This window comes from Tenacibaculum geojense, assembly GCF_042676005.1.
Classification (GTDB): Bacteria; Bacteroidota; Bacteroidia; order Flavobacteriales; family Flavobacteriaceae; genus Polaribacter; species Polaribacter geojense.
The window spans coordinates 23,267-39,794 of the sequence record NZ_JBHTJR010000054.1; the positions used below are offsets into that span (position 1 = coordinate 23,267).

At 30.3% G+C, this 16,528-nt stretch carries 15 protein-coding genes; 8 read left to right on the forward strand and 7 right to left on the reverse strand.

The features are described from left to right. Positions 1-21 precede the first annotated feature (21 nt). The 6 genes from ACFQ1U_RS12585 to ACFQ1U_RS12610 form a co-directional block, all read right to left on the reverse strand. Entirely contained in the window at positions 22-420 is a 399-nt protein-coding gene (locus ACFQ1U_RS12585) for a lipocalin family protein (RefSeq protein ID WP_386108924.1), read from the reverse strand. 49 nt (positions 421-469) lie between these two features. Beyond that, positions 470-1,687 (reverse strand): TCR/Tet family MFS transporter, encoded by a 1,218-nt coding sequence (locus ACFQ1U_RS12590; RefSeq protein ID WP_386108926.1) that lies wholly within the window; start codon positions 1,685-1,687, stop codon positions 470-472. Positions 1,688-1,729: 42 nt separating this feature from the next. Then, entirely contained in the window at positions 1,730-2,305 is a 576-nt protein-coding gene (locus ACFQ1U_RS12595; RefSeq protein ID WP_386108928.1) for a CopD family protein, read from the reverse strand. 133 nt (positions 2,306-2,438) lie between these two features. Beyond that, positions 2,439-3,455 (reverse strand): ferrochelatase, encoded by a 1,017-nt coding sequence (gene hemH / locus ACFQ1U_RS12600; protein ID WP_386108930.1) that lies wholly within the window; start codon positions 3,453-3,455, stop codon positions 2,439-2,441. A 16-nt stretch (positions 3,456-3,471) separates the two neighbouring features. Further along, positions 3,472-3,978: a TrmH family RNA methyltransferase gene (locus ACFQ1U_RS12605; protein WP_386108932.1), complete on the reverse strand. Its 507-nt coding sequence runs from the start codon at positions 3,976-3,978 to the stop codon at positions 3,472-3,474. Beyond that, on the reverse strand, positions 3,979-4,863 hold the full coding sequence (locus ACFQ1U_RS12610) for a helix-turn-helix transcriptional regulator (RefSeq protein ID WP_386108934.1): 885 nt from the start codon (positions 4,861-4,863) through the stop codon (positions 3,979-3,981). Positions 4,864-5,072: 209 nt separating this feature from the next. On the opposite strand from ACFQ1U_RS12610, the gene hemA reads away from it, so the two are divergent. From hemA to hemF, 8 genes are all read left to right on the forward strand, one after another. Further along, positions 5,073-6,341 carry a glutamyl-tRNA reductase gene (gene hemA / locus ACFQ1U_RS12615; protein WP_386108936.1) on the forward strand — a complete coding sequence of 423 codons (1,269 nt, stop codon included), beginning with the start codon at positions 5,073-5,075 and terminating at the stop codon, positions 6,339-6,341. Beyond that, on the forward strand, positions 6,325-7,914 hold the full coding sequence (gene hemC, locus ACFQ1U_RS12620) for a hydroxymethylbilane synthase (protein WP_386108938.1): 1,590 nt from the start codon (positions 6,325-6,327) through the stop codon (positions 7,912-7,914). The genes hemA and hemC overlap by 17 nt, the downstream gene beginning before the upstream one ends. Before the next feature lie 72 nt (positions 7,915-7,986). Then, complete coding sequence (gene hemB, locus ACFQ1U_RS12625; RefSeq protein ID WP_386108940.1) at positions 7,987-8,949, forward strand: porphobilinogen synthase; 963 nt, start codon at positions 7,987-7,989, stop codon at positions 8,947-8,949. Positions 8,950-8,999: 50 nt separating this feature from the next. Next, positions 9,000-10,292 (forward strand): glutamate-1-semialdehyde 2,1-aminomutase, encoded by a 1,293-nt coding sequence (hemL, locus tag ACFQ1U_RS12630; RefSeq protein ID WP_386108942.1) that lies wholly within the window; start codon positions 9,000-9,002, stop codon positions 10,290-10,292. A gap of 55 nt (positions 10,293-10,347) precedes the next feature. Further along, entirely contained in the window at positions 10,348-11,373 is a 1,026-nt protein-coding gene (gene hemE / locus ACFQ1U_RS12635; RefSeq protein ID WP_386108944.1) for a uroporphyrinogen decarboxylase, read from the forward strand. 16 nt (positions 11,374-11,389) lie between these two features. Then, entirely contained in the window at positions 11,390-11,992 is a 603-nt protein-coding gene (locus tag ACFQ1U_RS12640) for a TlpA family protein disulfide reductase (RefSeq protein ID WP_386108946.1), read from the forward strand. Positions 11,993-12,069: 77 nt separating this feature from the next. Beyond that, a complete protein-coding gene (locus tag ACFQ1U_RS12645; RefSeq protein WP_386108948.1) occupies positions 12,070-12,819 on the forward strand; it encodes an EI24 domain-containing protein in 750 nt (249 codons plus the stop codon). Between the two features lie 26 nt (positions 12,820-12,845). Then, a complete protein-coding gene (hemF, locus tag ACFQ1U_RS12650) occupies positions 12,846-13,748 on the forward strand; it encodes an oxygen-dependent coproporphyrinogen oxidase (RefSeq protein ID WP_386108950.1) in 903 nt (300 codons plus the stop codon). On the opposite strand, the gene ACFQ1U_RS12655 is transcribed toward hemF, so the two are convergent. Continuing rightward, positions 13,749-16,403 carry a DEAD/DEAH box helicase family protein gene (locus ACFQ1U_RS12655; protein WP_386108952.1) on the reverse strand — a complete coding sequence of 885 codons (2,655 nt, stop codon included), beginning with the start codon at positions 16,401-16,403 and terminating at the stop codon, positions 13,749-13,751. Between the last annotated feature and the right edge of the window lie 125 nt (positions 16,404-16,528).

Genomic DNA, 16,528 nt, shown 5'->3' on the forward strand with positions numbered 1-16,528 from the left:
GAAGTTTTTACTTCGCTTTTTTTAGTTTTTAACGTAACTATATCTATTTTCAATAATCATAGTTGAGTTGTGATTCTCAAAGGTAATTGACAAGTTTGTGCCAGATGTATAACCATGTTTATGTCTATAATATGTACCATCATCATTTTTTTGCCATGTACCATAAAAAGACTGATCGGTGTTTTCCACACAATTATTAGAGTTGTCTAAATTGTATTGTGTATACGTATAAGTTCCGTCAGCATTAAATACATAAGTGGTTTGTTTTAAACAATCAGAAACATCTACAGTGTTGTTTTTATCAAAATTCCAAGTTCCAATTATAGGATCTTGAGTTGCTTGATTTTGTTCATTTCCATCATCAGAAGAACAAGATAATAGAGAAGTAATAGCAACTAAAAATAAAACTATTTTTTTCATGTTAAGAGTTTTGGGGGTTATAAAATTGTAAAACGTAAAAACGAAATTTTTATTTTCTGATATATTTTTTTAAAGATTGATATGCTACTAAAGCACTAATTAACATTAATATGGCGCCTAATAAAAAGGGGGCTCCAGGAAAAGTAAACGGAGCGTTATCGTGAGTGAAATAGTAAAATATACCTGTCATAATTGGAGGTCCAACAATGGCAGTTGCACTAACTAAGCTAGTTAACATACCTTGTATTTCTCCTTGTTCTGACGCAGGAACTTGTAAAGATATTATTGCTTGTAGTGCTGGTCCAGCAATACCACCTAAACAGTACGGAATTAGGAATGCAAACATCATCCATCCTTCTGTAGCAAAAGCAAACAAAAACATTCCTAAACTATATAGAAAAAAACCTACATAAATACTTTTTTCATTACCTAATTTAGGATTTACCCATCGTATTAATCCGCCTTGAACAATTGCTACCATCAAACCTATCATTCCCAATGATAAGCCTACCATTTTTTCATCCCAATTAAAACGATACATAGTGTAATAGCTCCAGTTAGTTTGAATAGCATGTGAGGCAGTATACAAAATAAACATTGAGATAACCAAACCTATTAATGTAGTATATGTTTTTAAACGCATAAAGCTTCCAATAGGATTTGCACGTTTAATATTAAAGTCTCTTCTATTTTCTTTTGGTAGTGATTCTGGTAATATAAAATAACCATAGAGGAAATTCACAAAACATAGTATTGCTGTAGCGTAAAATGGAATTCGAGGACCAAATTGTCCCAATAAACCACCAATTACAGGACCAATAATAAACCCTAATCCAAAAGCAGCGCCTATCATACCAAAGTTTTTTGCTCTATTTTCTGGTGTGCTAATATCAGCAATGTAACCAGAGGCTGTAGTAATACTAGCACCTGTTATTCCAGCAATTATGCGTCCAATAAATAACCAAGTGATAGTAGGGGCAAAGGCTAGTAAAATGTAGTCTAAAGTAAAAGCTAATAAAGAGATTAATAAAATAGGTTTTCTACCGTATTTGTCACTCAAATTACCAACTATAGGAGCAAAAATAAATTGAGTGATGGCATATGCAAAGGTAAGCCATCCTCCAATTTTAGCAGCTTCAGAAATATCTCCATTTATTAATTCTTCAATTAAACCAGGAATAACTGGTATAATAATTCCCCAGCCAATAACATCTATTAGCATGGTAATGAATATAAAGCCTAATGCTGCTTTTTTATTGTTTTTCATGAGAGAAATTTGCGCAAAAGTAACAGAAAAAAGCTAGTCTGGTCAATCTTCTTCTGTTAATTTCTTTTCTAATTTATCCCAGCTTTTTTTGGTTCTTATTTTTTTATAAAGTCTAACGCTTAGCATTAGTAATACAGATACAATTATAATTCCTACAACACCCCAAATCCAGTTAATTGCATTTTTTAAAACCACTAAAAATACAACAGCAAAGAGAATGATTGTAGCAACTTCATTCCATATTCTTAATTGTAATGAGTTATATTTTACAGTATTTTTTTGAAGTTGTTTAAAAATAACATGGCAAGCACCATGATAAAAGTATAAAGCTAGTACAAAAGTTAGTTTAACATGCATCCAAGGCATTGATAAGAACATAGGCTGATCATACAACATCCAAAAAGCAAAAATACTAGCTAAAATAGCAGAAGGCCATGTAATAATATACCAAAGACGTTTTTCCATTAATCTATATTGCTCTTGTAGAATAGATTTTGCTGGTTCTTCTTTTTTTTCTGCTTCAGCATGGTAAATGAATAATCTTACTATGTAAAATAAACCAGCAAACCAGGTTACAATAAAAATAATATGTAAAGCTTTAATGTATAGGAAATCCATTTTTTATTCAATAAAAAAACCTTGAAACAAAGGTTTGGTTCAAGGTTCAAATTTATAAATTATTTACGGAGTCTATTTATGAAGTTTAGTGTTTAATTTTTTATTTAAAATAATATTACAGATTCAAAAAACACTATTTGTTAAAATCATTAATCCAACCAGCTAATACATTTACCCATTCCTCATTATCGTTAATACAAGGAACTGTGTGAAAAGATTCTCCACCTGCCTCTAAAAACTCTTCTTTACCTTCCATGGCAATTTCTTCTAAAGTTTCTAAACAGTCAGAAACAAATGCAGGAGTAACTATTGCTAATTTTTTAACGCCCTCTTTTTCGGCTTTTTTAACTAAAGTTCTGTCTGTGTACGGTTGTAACCAAGGATCTACTCCTAAACGAGACTGAAAAGTGGTAGTTACATTATTTTCATCTAAACCTAATTCCTCAACAACATTTTTAGTAGTTTGAAAACACTGATGTCTATAGCAAAATTCATGTGCTTTTGATGGGGTGTTACAACAACTTCCATCTATTTTACAATGAGATTTTGTTACATCTGATTTATAAATATGTCTTTCTGGAACCCCGTGATACGAAAACATTATGTGATCATAATCTTTATCAGCTAAATACTCTTTAATGCTATTGGATAAAGCTTTAACATACTCAGGTTTGTTATAAAATGCTGGAATATGAGTTATTTTCATATCAGCAAAATGTTTTTTTCTAAGTTCTTCGGCTAGTACAAGAATAGTTTCTGTGGTTGCCATAGCAAATTGTGGGTATAAAGGAATTAATAAAACTTCTTTTACACCTTGATTATATAATTTTTGCAAGCCGGTTTCTATAGATGGAGATCCGTAACGCATTGCAAGTTCTACTGGTATGTTTGTTTTTTGCTGAACTTTTTCTTGTAGTCTTTCAGAAAGAACTATTAAAGGAGATCCTTCTTCCCACCATATTTTTTTGTAGGCCGCTGCAGATTTTTTAGGTCTGGTATTTAAAATAATTCCTTTTACTAAAAAAGATCGAAACCAATACGGAACATCGATAACGCGTTCATCCATTAAAAATTCACCTAAATATTTTTTTACGTCTTTAGGATCTGTACTGTCTGGTGAACCTAAGTTTACTAATAATACGCCTTTCATAGTGCTAAAAATATTGTTATAAGTTTTTTATTTGATTTGTAACTTCATACAAAGAAATTGCAAGACTATGAATAACGTTCATGCTTGAGTTCCTTCCGTACATAGGTATAGAAACTGTAGCGTCTAGTAAGCTAACATCTTCAATACCTCTTCTTTCACTACCCAAAAGTAATACCAATTTTTCATGATTTTTAAATTCAAAATCTTGAATATTTATACTTTTATCGGTAATTTCTATGCCAATTATTGTGTTGCCTTCTTTTTTTAGAGTACTTATGAGTTTAGCAAAATCTTCGTAACGTTCATTTGTTATTTGGTTAATAGTATTTCTCGCTGTTTTTTTTACAATCCGATTTTCTAAAAGAGGTGAATTTTGATGTAGGTATATTTTTTGGACACCAAAACTTTCGGCAATTCTAAAACACATACCTATGTTTTCAGGAGTTCTAATTGCATCACAAACAATAGTAATTGGAAATTGTTTTTGAGTGTTTGTTATTTCTTCGTGTTGTAATTGTTTCATTTAGCTGTTTAATGATAAAACATATTGTTTTGGTGTAGTGCCATATTTCTTTTTAAAGGCAGCTATAAAATGGCTAGCAGTACTATACCCAATTTTTAGTCCAACTTCATTTACATTCATTTGATTACTCTCTAATAATTTTCTTGCGTGTTCCATTTTGTAGTCAAAAAGAAAACTATATACAGTATCGCCATAAATTTGTTTAAAACCTTCTTTTAGTTTCTTTAAATTTAAACCTACTTCATTTGCTAATTCTTGTAAAGTTGGTGGTTCAGACATTTTATTGATAATAATATCTTTTGCCTTTCTGATTTTAGCAACATCTCTTTCGTCTACTAAAAAAGGGCAGTATTCACCAGTAGTGGCTTCATCTTTTTGAAAATGTAAGCTTAACAGTTCGTATATTTTTCCTTTAACATATAAGTTTCTTATAGAACTGTTTATATCTGCGTTTAATAATTGTTGTAAAACAATTAAAACGGTTGGCTTGATTATGGAATCATCATAGTATTTTCTATTGATGTTATCTTCACTTAAAAAAGGAATATAACCAGCTTCTTTAGAAAATAATGAATGAAACTTTTTAATAGAAACTAATAATGAAATTAATGTTGTTTTTGGTCTAATTTCTAAATTAATAGGAAGTTTTTGTTGCGGATTGTATAGTAATATAGAATGTTCATCTAATACATCAAAAGAATAATTACCATTGTTAAAATAAAATTTAGCATTCCCTCTGACACAAAAATGTAATTGTATAAAAGTATGGTCAATATCTCTTTCAAACCGCTGAGAATCATTACTGTTATTGGTAAATTCAAGTAGTAAAAAACCGTTCTCTAGATTGGTTTCGTTAAAAGTACTTTCTTCGATATTTTTCAACATATGCAACAATGGATTTGAAGTGTTTTTTATTTAGAATAGTTCTATATAAAACAATCTTCGCTAGTTGATTTTGCTACAAAAATACACAAAATCAACGTTTTTTAGCTTAAAATCTTAAAAAAACCGTTGAGCGATATTAAAAGTTCTTTTAGCGATATTTTTATCTAAGCTAAGTTTATATTTTTGTCGGGTATTTTACGAGAATTTGAATGCAGACGGAAAATAAAAATTCAACATTTTATTGTATAGGAGTTAGTTACATTAAAGCCGATGCTCATACGCGTGGTAAATTTTCTATCTCTAAAGACAATCAACAATTGTTGTTGCAAGAGGCAAGAGACACTGGTTTTGAAGGTGTTTTTGTGCTTTCTACCTGTAATAGAACTGAAATTATTGGTTTTGCAGCACATCCTTTTCAGTTAATCAGTATGATTTGTAAATATTCTGGCGGATCGGTAGAAGAGTTTGCAAAAATATCCTACGTTAAGAAAAATCAAGAAGCAATTCAGCATTTGTTTAGGACAGGTACTGGTTTAGATAGCCAAATTTTAGGTGATTACGAAATTGTTGGTCAGTTAAGGGAGTCTTTTAAAATAGCCAAAAATATAGGAACAACCAATGCTTACCTAGAGCGTTTGCTGAACAGTGTTATGCAAGCAAGTAAACGAGTTAAAAATGAAACTAAATTAAGCTCGGGTACTACTTCTGTTTCTTATGCAGCAGTTCAATATATAATTAGTAACGTAGTAAATTACAATACAAAAAATATATTGGTGTTTGGTTTAGGTAAAATGGGGAAGCATACTTGTAAAAATCTAGCAGAGTATACACAAAATAAACAAGTTTCTTTAGTTAATAGAACAGAAGATAAAGTATCTGAATTTGTAAAAGAACACCCATCTATTCGTAAAGCGAATTATTCAGATTTAACTCAAGAAATTGAAAAAGCTGATATTTTAATTGTTTCTACAGGTGCTAATTTACCAACTGTTAGAAAGGAACACATAAGCACTAATAAACCATTATTGATTTTAGATTTATCTATGCCAGAAAACGTGGCTGAAGATGTTCAGAATATGGAGTCGATATCTTTGGTTAATGTTGATGAGTTATCTAAAGTTACTGATGAAACCTTAGCTGTAAGAAAACAAGAAGTTCCAGCAGCAGAAGCCATTATAGAAACTCATAAAGAAGAATTTAATGAATGGTTAAATCATAGAAGATTTACGCCTGCCATTACTGCACTTAAACAATCGTTACAAGCTATTCAGCAAGACGAAATTAACTTTCATAAAAAGAAGATAAATAATTTTGATGTAAATCAAGCAGAAGCAATTACATCTCGATTTATACAAAAAATAACCACACAATTTGTGAAACACTTAAAAGAAGAGGAAACCTCAGTTAACCAAAGTATTCAGGTTATGGCAAAAGTGTTTGGAGCAAACTTAGAAACAATCAATGCAGAAGATAATTAAAATAGGAACACGTGATAGTCAGCTAGCTTTATGGCAGGCTAAAAAAGTTAAAAATTTACTTGAAGAACAAGGATACGAAACAGAAATTGTTCCTATTAAATCTGCAGGTGATATTGTTTTAGATAAACCTTTATATGAGTTAGGTATTACGGGTATTTTTACTAAAAACCTTGATATCGCAATGTTAAATAAAGAAATTGACATTGCAGTACATTCAATGAAAGATGTGCCTACCGTTTTACCCAATGATATTGTTCAAGCAGCGGTATTAAAAAGAGCCAACTTTAATGATATTTTAGTGTTGAAAGATACGGAAGAGTTTACAGCACAGCCTAATGGAATTGTAGCTACAAGTAGCCTACGAAGAAAGGCTATGTGGTTAAATAGATATCCTACACACAAAGTTGTTGACTTACGAGGTAATGTTAATACTCGATTGCAAAAATTAAGTGATAATGATTGGAATGGTGCTATTTTCGCTGCTGCTGGGTTAGAAAGAATTGGTAAAAGACCTAAAGGAGCTGTAAATTTATCATGGATGATTCCTGCACCTGCTCAAGGAGCAATTATGGTAACTGCATTAAAAGATGATGCATATGTGTTAGAGGCTTGTAAAGAGCTTAACCATCCAGATACCGAATTATGTACAAAAATAGAAAGAGATTTTTTAAATAGACTAGAAGGTGGTTGTACAGCACCAATAGGAGCCTTGGCTATTATAGATGAGGTAAATAAAGAAGTCTCTTTTAAAGGAGTACTTTTATCGAGAGATGGAGTAAAGAAAATAGAGGTAGCTAAAAAAGTGCCAATTGGTAAAACTCAATATTTAGCTAAAGATTGTGCTAACTATATTATAGATAAGGGCGGCAAAATAATGATGTTAGAGGACCAAGGTATTGAAAAAGAATTTTCAATATACTCTACAAAAAAATTATCGGAAGCTCAAAAGAATTTATTACCAACTCATGTCGAGATAGCAGATAGTGATTTTATTAAAATCAGGTTTAATAGAATTCCAGTTAAAACATTAAAATCTAAACATACCAATGTTATAATAACTAGTAAAAATGGAGTAGAAGCATTGCTTCATAATACTACAGCAGATGATTTACAGTTTGAAAATATTTATTGTGTTGGTAGAAGAACTAAAAAGTTAATAGAGCAAAAAATAGGTAAAGTAGCTCATTCAGAAAGAAATGCCGCTAAATTGGCAGATTATCTAATAAAAAATATTGATACTAAAGAAGTAACTTATTTCTGTAGTGATTTACGTTTAGATGTATTACCAAATATTCTTTCAGAAAATAGCATAACTGTAAACGAGGTAGAAGCTTATAAAACAATGCTTAGTCCAGCAAAAGTTGATGATAAAGTAAATGGAGTATTATTTTACAGTCCTTCAACAGTAGAGAGTTATCTTCAGCAAAATACAGCAGATAAAATAGCTTTTTGTATTGGAGAAAGTACAGCTAAAGAAGCAAAAAAGCATTTTGAAAATGTTCAAGTTGCAAAAATGCCTACAGTAGAAAGTGTAATAGAGTTGGTAAACTTACACTTTGTAAAAAATAAATAACATTCTAATGAAATGCAGCTAAGATTTTCTAAAATTTTAGCTGCGTTTAACATGTAAAAAGTATACTAAACTATGTTTAGAACCAGAAGACTTAGAAAAACAGAAAATGTTCGTCGGTTAGTAAGAGAAAATAAATTGTCTGTTGATGATTTTATTTACCCTTTATTTATTGAAGAAGGACAAGGTATTGAAAAAGAAATACCTTCTATGCCAGGAATTAAGCGTTTTTCTTTAGATACCATTTCAAAAGAATTAGATGAGGTTGTTGAGTTAAATATACCAGCTGTATTATTATTTGGTATACCCGCTAATAAAGACGAAGTAGGTACAGAAACTTGGAATGATAACGGTATTATGCAACAAGCCATTCGTTTTATAAAAAAGAATTACCCAAGCTTGTACGTAATTACAGATGTATGTTTTTGTGAATACACATCACACGGTCATTGTGGTGTTTTATGTGATCATGATGTAGATAATGATGCGACGTTAGTTAATATAGCTAAACAAGTAATCTCTCATGCTAAAGCAGGAGTGGATATGGTTGCACCATCTGGAATGATGGATGGAACAATTTCAATGATTCGTGAAAGTTTAGATAATTCAGGCTATCCTAATTTACCAATTATGGGGTATTCTGTAAAATACGCTTCAGCTTTTTATGGACCGTTTAGAGATGCTGCAGATTCTTCACCTTCATTTGGAGATAGAAGAACGTATCAAATGGATCCTTCTAATAGAGATGAAGGAATGCGTGAGGCAACTTTTGATGATGAGGAAGGAGCGGATATTTTAATGGTAAAACCAGCTTTATCTTATTTAGATATCATAAGAGATTTAAAGAATAATTTTGACAGACCTATAGCATGTTATAACGTAAGTGGAGAATATGCTATGGTTAAAGCAGCAGCAGAAAAAGGATGGATTGATGGTGAAAAAGTTATGATGGAAAGCTTACTTTCTATGAAGCGTGCAGGAGCTGACATAATTATTACATACTTTGCAAAAGAAGCAGCAAGAATTTTAAATAAATAAACGATTTGCTTGTAGTTATTCTCGAAAATTATAAGCCTAAAGATTGAATAATGAATTTCAAAAAATCAGAAAAATTATATAAAAAAGGATTAATAAATCTAGTAGGATCTGTAAATTCTCCTGTTAGAGCATTTGCTTCTGTGGGAGGAAATCCTTTATTCATAAAAAAAGCAAAAGGAAGTACTATAACTGATGTGGATGGAAACAAGTATGTAGATTTTGTATTATCATACGGACCAATGATTTTAGGTCATCGTCACAAAAAAGTGCAAAAAGCAATTACTAAGGCTTTAAAAAATGGCTATTCATTTGGAGCATCTACAGAAGCAGAAATAAAATTAGCTAAAATTGTATGTGATGCATTTCCAGGAATGGATAAAGTACGATTTGTAAACTCGGGTACAGAAGCTGTACTTAGTGGAATTCGATTAGCACGTGCTTTTACAGGTAAAGATAAAATTATAAAATTTTCAGGATGTTACCATGGCCATCAAGATGCATTGTTAGTTGCTGCGGGATCAGGGTTAGCTACTTTAAGTTTACCAGGTAGCAAAGGTGTGCCAGAAGGAGCAGTTAAAAATACCCTGATAGCAAATTATAATGATCTAGAAAGTGTTAAAGCACATTTTGATGCTCATGATGATATAGCAGGTGTAATTTTAGAACCTGTAGCTGGTAATATGGGAGTGGTTACTCCTCAAAATAACTTTTTAAAAGAATTAAAAGAGTTTTTAGTATCAAAAGGAGCTTTGTTAATTGTTGATGAAGTTATGACTGGTTTCCGTTCAAAATTTGGAGGAGCTCAAGAACTTTTTGAAGTAGAGGCAGATATAACTTGTTTAGGTAAGGTTATTGGTGGTGGATTTCCTGTTGGAGCTTACGGTGCTCGTAATGAAATAATGGAAATGGTTGCGCCTTTAGGTGGGATGTATCAGGCTGGAACTTTAAGTGGTAATCCAATAGCAATGGCAGCAGGTATTGCAACTTTATCAGAATTAAAAAAACAAAATCCATATGATAAGTTTAACGAAGTAGCAGCCATTCTAGAAGTTATTTTATTAGAAAAAGCAAAAAAATACGGAGTGGATCTAGTTGTGAATAGATTTGGCTCTATGATTAATCCATTTTTTACTAATAAAGAAATCACTAACTTTGCTGATGCTCAAACATCTGATACCAAGAAGTTTTCAGTATTCTTTTGGGAAATGATTAAAAACGGAGTATTTATTCCACCTTCTCAATTTGAAGCATGGTTTTTATCTTCTGCATTAACTGATAAAGACATAGAAAAAACAACCAAAGCTATAGATTTAGCTATGGAAAAAGTATCACAGATTAGTTAAAAATATTAAGGATTAAAATTGAAAAAATATATTTTTCAATTTATAGTAATGATTTATGATTAAAAACGACTTATTTTTAAGAGCTTTAAAAGGAGAAACTGTAGATCGTCCTCCAGTATGGATGATGAGGCAAGCAGGAAGGTATTTACCAGAATTTATGGAAATACGTAAAAAATATGATTTTTTTACACGTTGTAGAACTCCTGAGTTAGCTTCAGAAATCACAGTTCAACCAATTAGAAGATATGGTATGGATGCTGCTATTTTATTTTCAGATATTTTGGTAGTGCCACAAGCAATGAATGTGGAGGTTGAAATGAAACCAAATTTTGGTCCCTATTTACCAAATCCAATTCGTGATAAAAAAACATTAGATCAAGTAATTGTTCCAGATGTACACGAAGAATTGGGTTATGTAATGGATGCTATTAAAGCAACCAAAGAAAAGTTAAATGATGAAATACCTTTAATTGGTTTTGCTGGCTCTCCATGGACAATTTTATGTTACATGGTACAAGGACAAGGAAGTAAAAACTTTGATAAAGCAAAAGAGTTTTGTTTTTCGCAGCCAGTTTTGGCACATGATTTGTTACAGAAGATAACAGATACCACAATTGCTTACCTTAAAGCAAAGGTTCAAGCAGGAGTGAATGCTGTACAAGTATTTGATTCTTGGGGAGGAATGTTGTCTCCTACAGATTATCAAGAATTTTCATGGCAGTATATCAATCAAATTATTGAAGCATTAAAAGATGATGCTCCTGTAATTGCCTTTGGAAAAGGTTGTTGGTTTGCTCTAAATGAAATGTCTAAATCAAATGCATCAGCATTAGGTGTAGATTGGACGTGTTCAGCAAGAAATGCAAGATATTTAACAGGTGGTAATATTACATTACAAGGTAATTTTGATCCGTCAAGATTATTATCGCCACCTGCAGAAATAAAGAAAATGGTTACCCAAATGATTAATGATTTTGGTAAAGACAAATATATTGTTAATTTGGGCCATGGAATATTACCAAATATTCCTCTAGATAATGCAAAGGCGTTTATAGATGCCGTTAAAGAATATAAAAGTTAAAATAATGATTATCCCCATGAAAAAAGTATTTTTACTAGTAGCTTTAATAAGCTCAACAGTTTTTTATAGTCAAAAAGTATATTACAATCAGGCGGTTAATGGATGTGGATCTACCAATGACGATGATTTAATTAATAATTGTATTAAAAATAGTTATCTATTAAATTATGATTTTACTACGTTAGATAACCAAACTCTGAGCACTAGTAAAATTAAAAAACCTATTATGGTTATAGCAACAGCTACATGGTCTGCTCCGTGTTGGGGAGAACTGCCAGCTTTAAATGCTATGGTAGAAAAGTATGCTGATAAAGTTGAATTTATAATGATTTTTTGGGATAAAGAACTCCCTAAGGTTGAAAAAATGGCAGCTAAGCTAGATAAAAGAATTAAGTTAGTACCAGCTAGAGAAGGAGATAAAGTAGCAACAGGAAATCTAGATATTAGCGGTTTTGTTCATAAATTAGATTATCCAACAAACTATTTAATTGATGTAAACAAAAAGTTTGTAAACGTAAAAAGAGGTGCTGCTACACCATCAAAAACCATGGGATGGGATAAAGTAAACGAAATTAATACCAAAGATTTAGAAGCTTTTTTAGCACCAGTATTAAAATAACATACATAGTATTTACCTATTATTTAAACCTCTTTCTTATTTTTGAAAGAGGTTTTTTTATTAAATAAATAATTGTTATGATTAATAATATTTTTAAAGCACTTGGTTATTATTCACAGTCTTTGGCTATAATTTCTAAATTGAAATTATGGAAATATTTTTTCATTCCTATTACCATAAGCGTACTGGTGGGAGTATTAATATTTGGTTTGTCATACACATTTTCTAATGATTTAGGACACTTTATAGCTGCTGTTTGGAAATGGGATTGGGGAAAGAAAACATTTGAAGTTATTAGTACTTTTATTAGCGGTATACTCATCATAGCAATAGGATTGGTATTATACAAGCACATAGTAATGGCATTTTCAGCACCATTTATGAGTCCTGTTTCAGAGAAAATAGAAGCGTACTTAACAGGAACTGAAAATCATCAGTATAGAAAAACAACTTTCACAGAGCAATTAGTAAGAGGTATTCGAATAAACATAAGAAATCTAGGCAAAGAATTACTTTACACTATACCTATTATATTATTTAGTTTTATTCCTGTTATTGGAATATTTTCATCGATTCTTCTTTTTTTAATGCAAGCTTTTTATGCAGGGTTTGGTAACATGGATTATACGTTAGAAAGGCATTTTAATTATAAAGAGAGTATTAATTTTGTAAAACAAAGCAAGGGATTAGCTATTGGTAATGGAATTGGTTTTTTATTAATAGTATTAATTCCCGTAGTAGGCTTTATTTTAGTACTTCCTTTATCTGTAACAGCTGCAAGTATTCAAACAACTCAACAAATTAGAACAAAGTTACCAGTTAAATAGTTATTTTTGCTGTCTAAATTACCAAGATGAAAGACCAATTTTATAATTACATTCTACAATTACAAGATACTATTACCCAAAAATTAGAAGAAATAGACGGTAAAGCTTCTTTTAAAGAAGATTTATGGAAAAGAAATGAAGGTGGTGGTGGTAGAACACGTGTAATAGAAAATGGAAATGTTTTTGAAAAAGGAGGTGTAAATATTTCTGCAGTTCATGGAGAGTTGCCTGAGGTATTACGAAAACAATTTGGAGTAACATCTGGTGATTTTTTTGCTTGTGGATTAAGTTTAGTACTACACCCTACAAATCCATTTATTCCTACAGTTCATGCTAATTGGCGTTATTTTGAAATGTATAATGAAACAGGTGAGATTGTTACTCAATGGTTTGGAGGTGGACAGGATTTAACTCCGTATTATTTATTTGATGAAGATGCAATTCATTTTCATAAAATATGTAAAGAAGCTTGTGATAAACATAATGCTGATTTTTATCCAAAATTTAAAGATACTTGTGATAAATATTTTTGGAATACTCATAGAAATGAAGCTAGAGGTGTAGGAGGTTTGTTTTTTGATTATTTAAAAGAAACCGAAGAGTTTTCTATGCAAAATAGATATGACTTTGTTACTGAAGTAGGAAACAGTTTCTTAAATAGTTATGTACCAATTGTTGAAAAAAGAAAAGATATAAAATACACGCAAGAACATAAAGATTGGCAAGAAGTTAGAAGAGGTCGTTATGTTGAGTTTAATTTGGTACATGACAGAGGTACGTTATTTGGATTAAAAACTAATGGACGTATAGAAAGCATATTAATGAGTTTACCACCAACAGTACAATGGAAATACAACCATCAACCTGAAGAAGGCTCTGAAGAAGCTAAGTTATTAGAAGTATTAGCTTCTCCAAGGCAATGGATTTAGTTATTTCCAAACTACATTTTTCTCAGTAATCTTTTCAGTGTTATTCTCTACATGAAGTAATCTTGCTTGTAGTAGTTTTTTTCTACCTTTAAGATTTCTAGTGAAAATTAAATCTGATTTTCCTAAATAACGTTTCCAATTACTTTGGAATTGGATTGCATTTTTTTTCTGACTTCCAAAAATATCAGGAACACTAAAGTAGTTTATAATTTCAAGCTTTTTTTTAAACCAATTAGTATTAGTTAATAAATATTTAGGATTGTTAACTGGCGCTAAAATCTCATCTAAAGCATTTACAAATAAAGTACTTTCATAACGTGAAGCATTTTTAATAATACAGTTTACGCTTCCGTTGTCTAAATTTTCTATTATAATCTCAATTTCGGTTCTAGGAGTACTCATAAAATCTAAATCATAAAGTGTATCTATTACAGCATATCCCATTTTTTTAAGTTTTTTATGAATAAACCCATATCTAAAGTATAATTGAGAAGTTTTTACAATTTTATATCCAAAAACAAAAGCTAATCCTGTAAATAAACTGTATAGAAAGGTTAAAACTCCTTTACTAATTAATACATGAATGTTTTTTATAAAGTAATTAGGAAAAAAGATTGTTAAACCAATTATAATTTCAGATGTGGAGTACTTAACTAAATCTTTATAGTATAGCTTATGTTGTTTACTGTATTTTTTATCTTTAAAATGATTTAGTTTAAACTCTTTAGCTATACTTTTTCCAGTATGAATAGCTCTTTGCCAAGAAACTACTATCTCTTTTCTATTTTCTGAAGCATGTAAAGTTTTTGTATTGAAATCAGAAATAGACTCTGTAGTTATTTTATCTGGTAAATGTAATCTATCAATACCATTAGTAATTGTATTATTAGATCCAATACCTAAAAATGCAGTAAACCTTCTTGATAAAATTTCAACATCTTTACCACCTTGTTCATCTGTTGGATCGATGCATGCTAAATGCCAAATCAAACCAACTTTATTTGGATTATTTGGTGTAACTCTAATAGCTCTTCCACGCATTTGATTTGACGTAACAAATGAACCAACCACAGACGCTAAAATAAGGCTGTTAATAGCCGGTGCGTCCCAACCTTCACCTAATAAAGATTTTGTTCCAATTAATACCTTAATAACTCCTTGCTCAAACAGTTTAGTTATGGTGTACACTAAGCTTTTATTGTTTTTTGAGGTTGGAGTTAAGGTTACATAGGCAGTATCTGAAACTAAAGGTGTAATAATAAAGTTATCTAAAGGTTCTAATAACTCTAGTTTAGCTATACAATTACTATGTATTATTACTAAACTCCCCGTTAAAACTCCAATATGTTGTTTATGATGATATTGTTTTCGTAGTTTTTGAAAAATAGGAACTACACCAAGTTTATTTATATCTTGAATAGCATTATCTTTTATTTGTAAAAATTCTTTTCTGATATAATCAGAGAGTATTACACATCTTAAATCGTCTTTTAAGTTGTTATATTCTTTATTAGCTATTGTTGTAATACTTTTTAATTTACTAGGGTTGCTGCTTAAAGATTTGTACAGTGTATCATTTCCTAAAAAGCAAACCTTATTTTTACTAAAGCCACCAATGGTTCGTAATTTTTTTTCAAGATGAAGCAAATATTTCTCTTCCGAAATTAAAACTTCTCTATCAGTAACTAACAGATGTTGAAGTAGTAATTCAATCCAATAATGATTTGCTTGAGGAAAATCAATTTCAGTTTTCTTTTCAAACCCTAAAATTAAAAGTTTATCCTTACAAATTTTAACTCCAGTATTGTGTAAAAAGATTAAAATAGACGAAAAATAAGAAGTGTTTTTATAAATTTCTTCTAAGTGTTGTTCAGTATTTTTATAAAATCTGTGATTTTGTAAAAATGAAATGAATATTTCATCTTTCAATAGCTGATTGATAAAATCAGCAATTGAAAGCCTAAATTTTACAATGGCATCAATTTCAATTTCATTAGGTTTTGAAAAAAATACTAAATCTTGATGCGGACATAAATTATGTTCTTTAACTAAATCAGGAACAGCAATTTCGTCATCAATTTCACCACACAACTTAAAATATTTTTGTAATTCAGTGCCACTACTATCATAGGGTGGAGTAGCGGTTAATGCTATAATTGTTTGGTTTTGTTGCTCTTTTAAATTGTATAAACATTTCCACCATTCATTTTTTAAATGATGGGCTTCATCTAATAATAAAACATCAATATTATGTTTTTTAAAATGATTAAAATATTCAACATCATTATCAAACTGTTTATAAAAAGCATGTAAACCCTGATAGGTAGTAAACGTAATATCACTAGGCTTTTTAATATTAAAAGAGTAGTTTATAAAATCACAATTTTCTGTAAAAAAGTTTTGAAGCCTATCTTCCCATTGATTCCTTATGGTAAGAGTTGGAGCAAGTATTATTGTTTTTTTACCAATTCTTCTTATAAGTTCTATACCTAAAATGGTTTTTCCAGAACCAGGTGGAGCAACTATATGAAAGTGATTATCATGAATATGGCTCGAAAAGTTTGCCAATACTTTAGCTTGGTATGGCCTCCAATTAAATATAAAATGCAATTTTTTTAAAGAAGAAATCAAGTTTTTATGTTTTAAATCGTTCAAAAATAGGATATTGAGTTGATAAGTTTGTGTAATTCAGTTGAAAAATATTAGATTAAGTTATTCGTAATTTTACTTCAAAAAACACTTGTTTAAAAAATGATAATACATTGTTTTGTTGTTTAAAT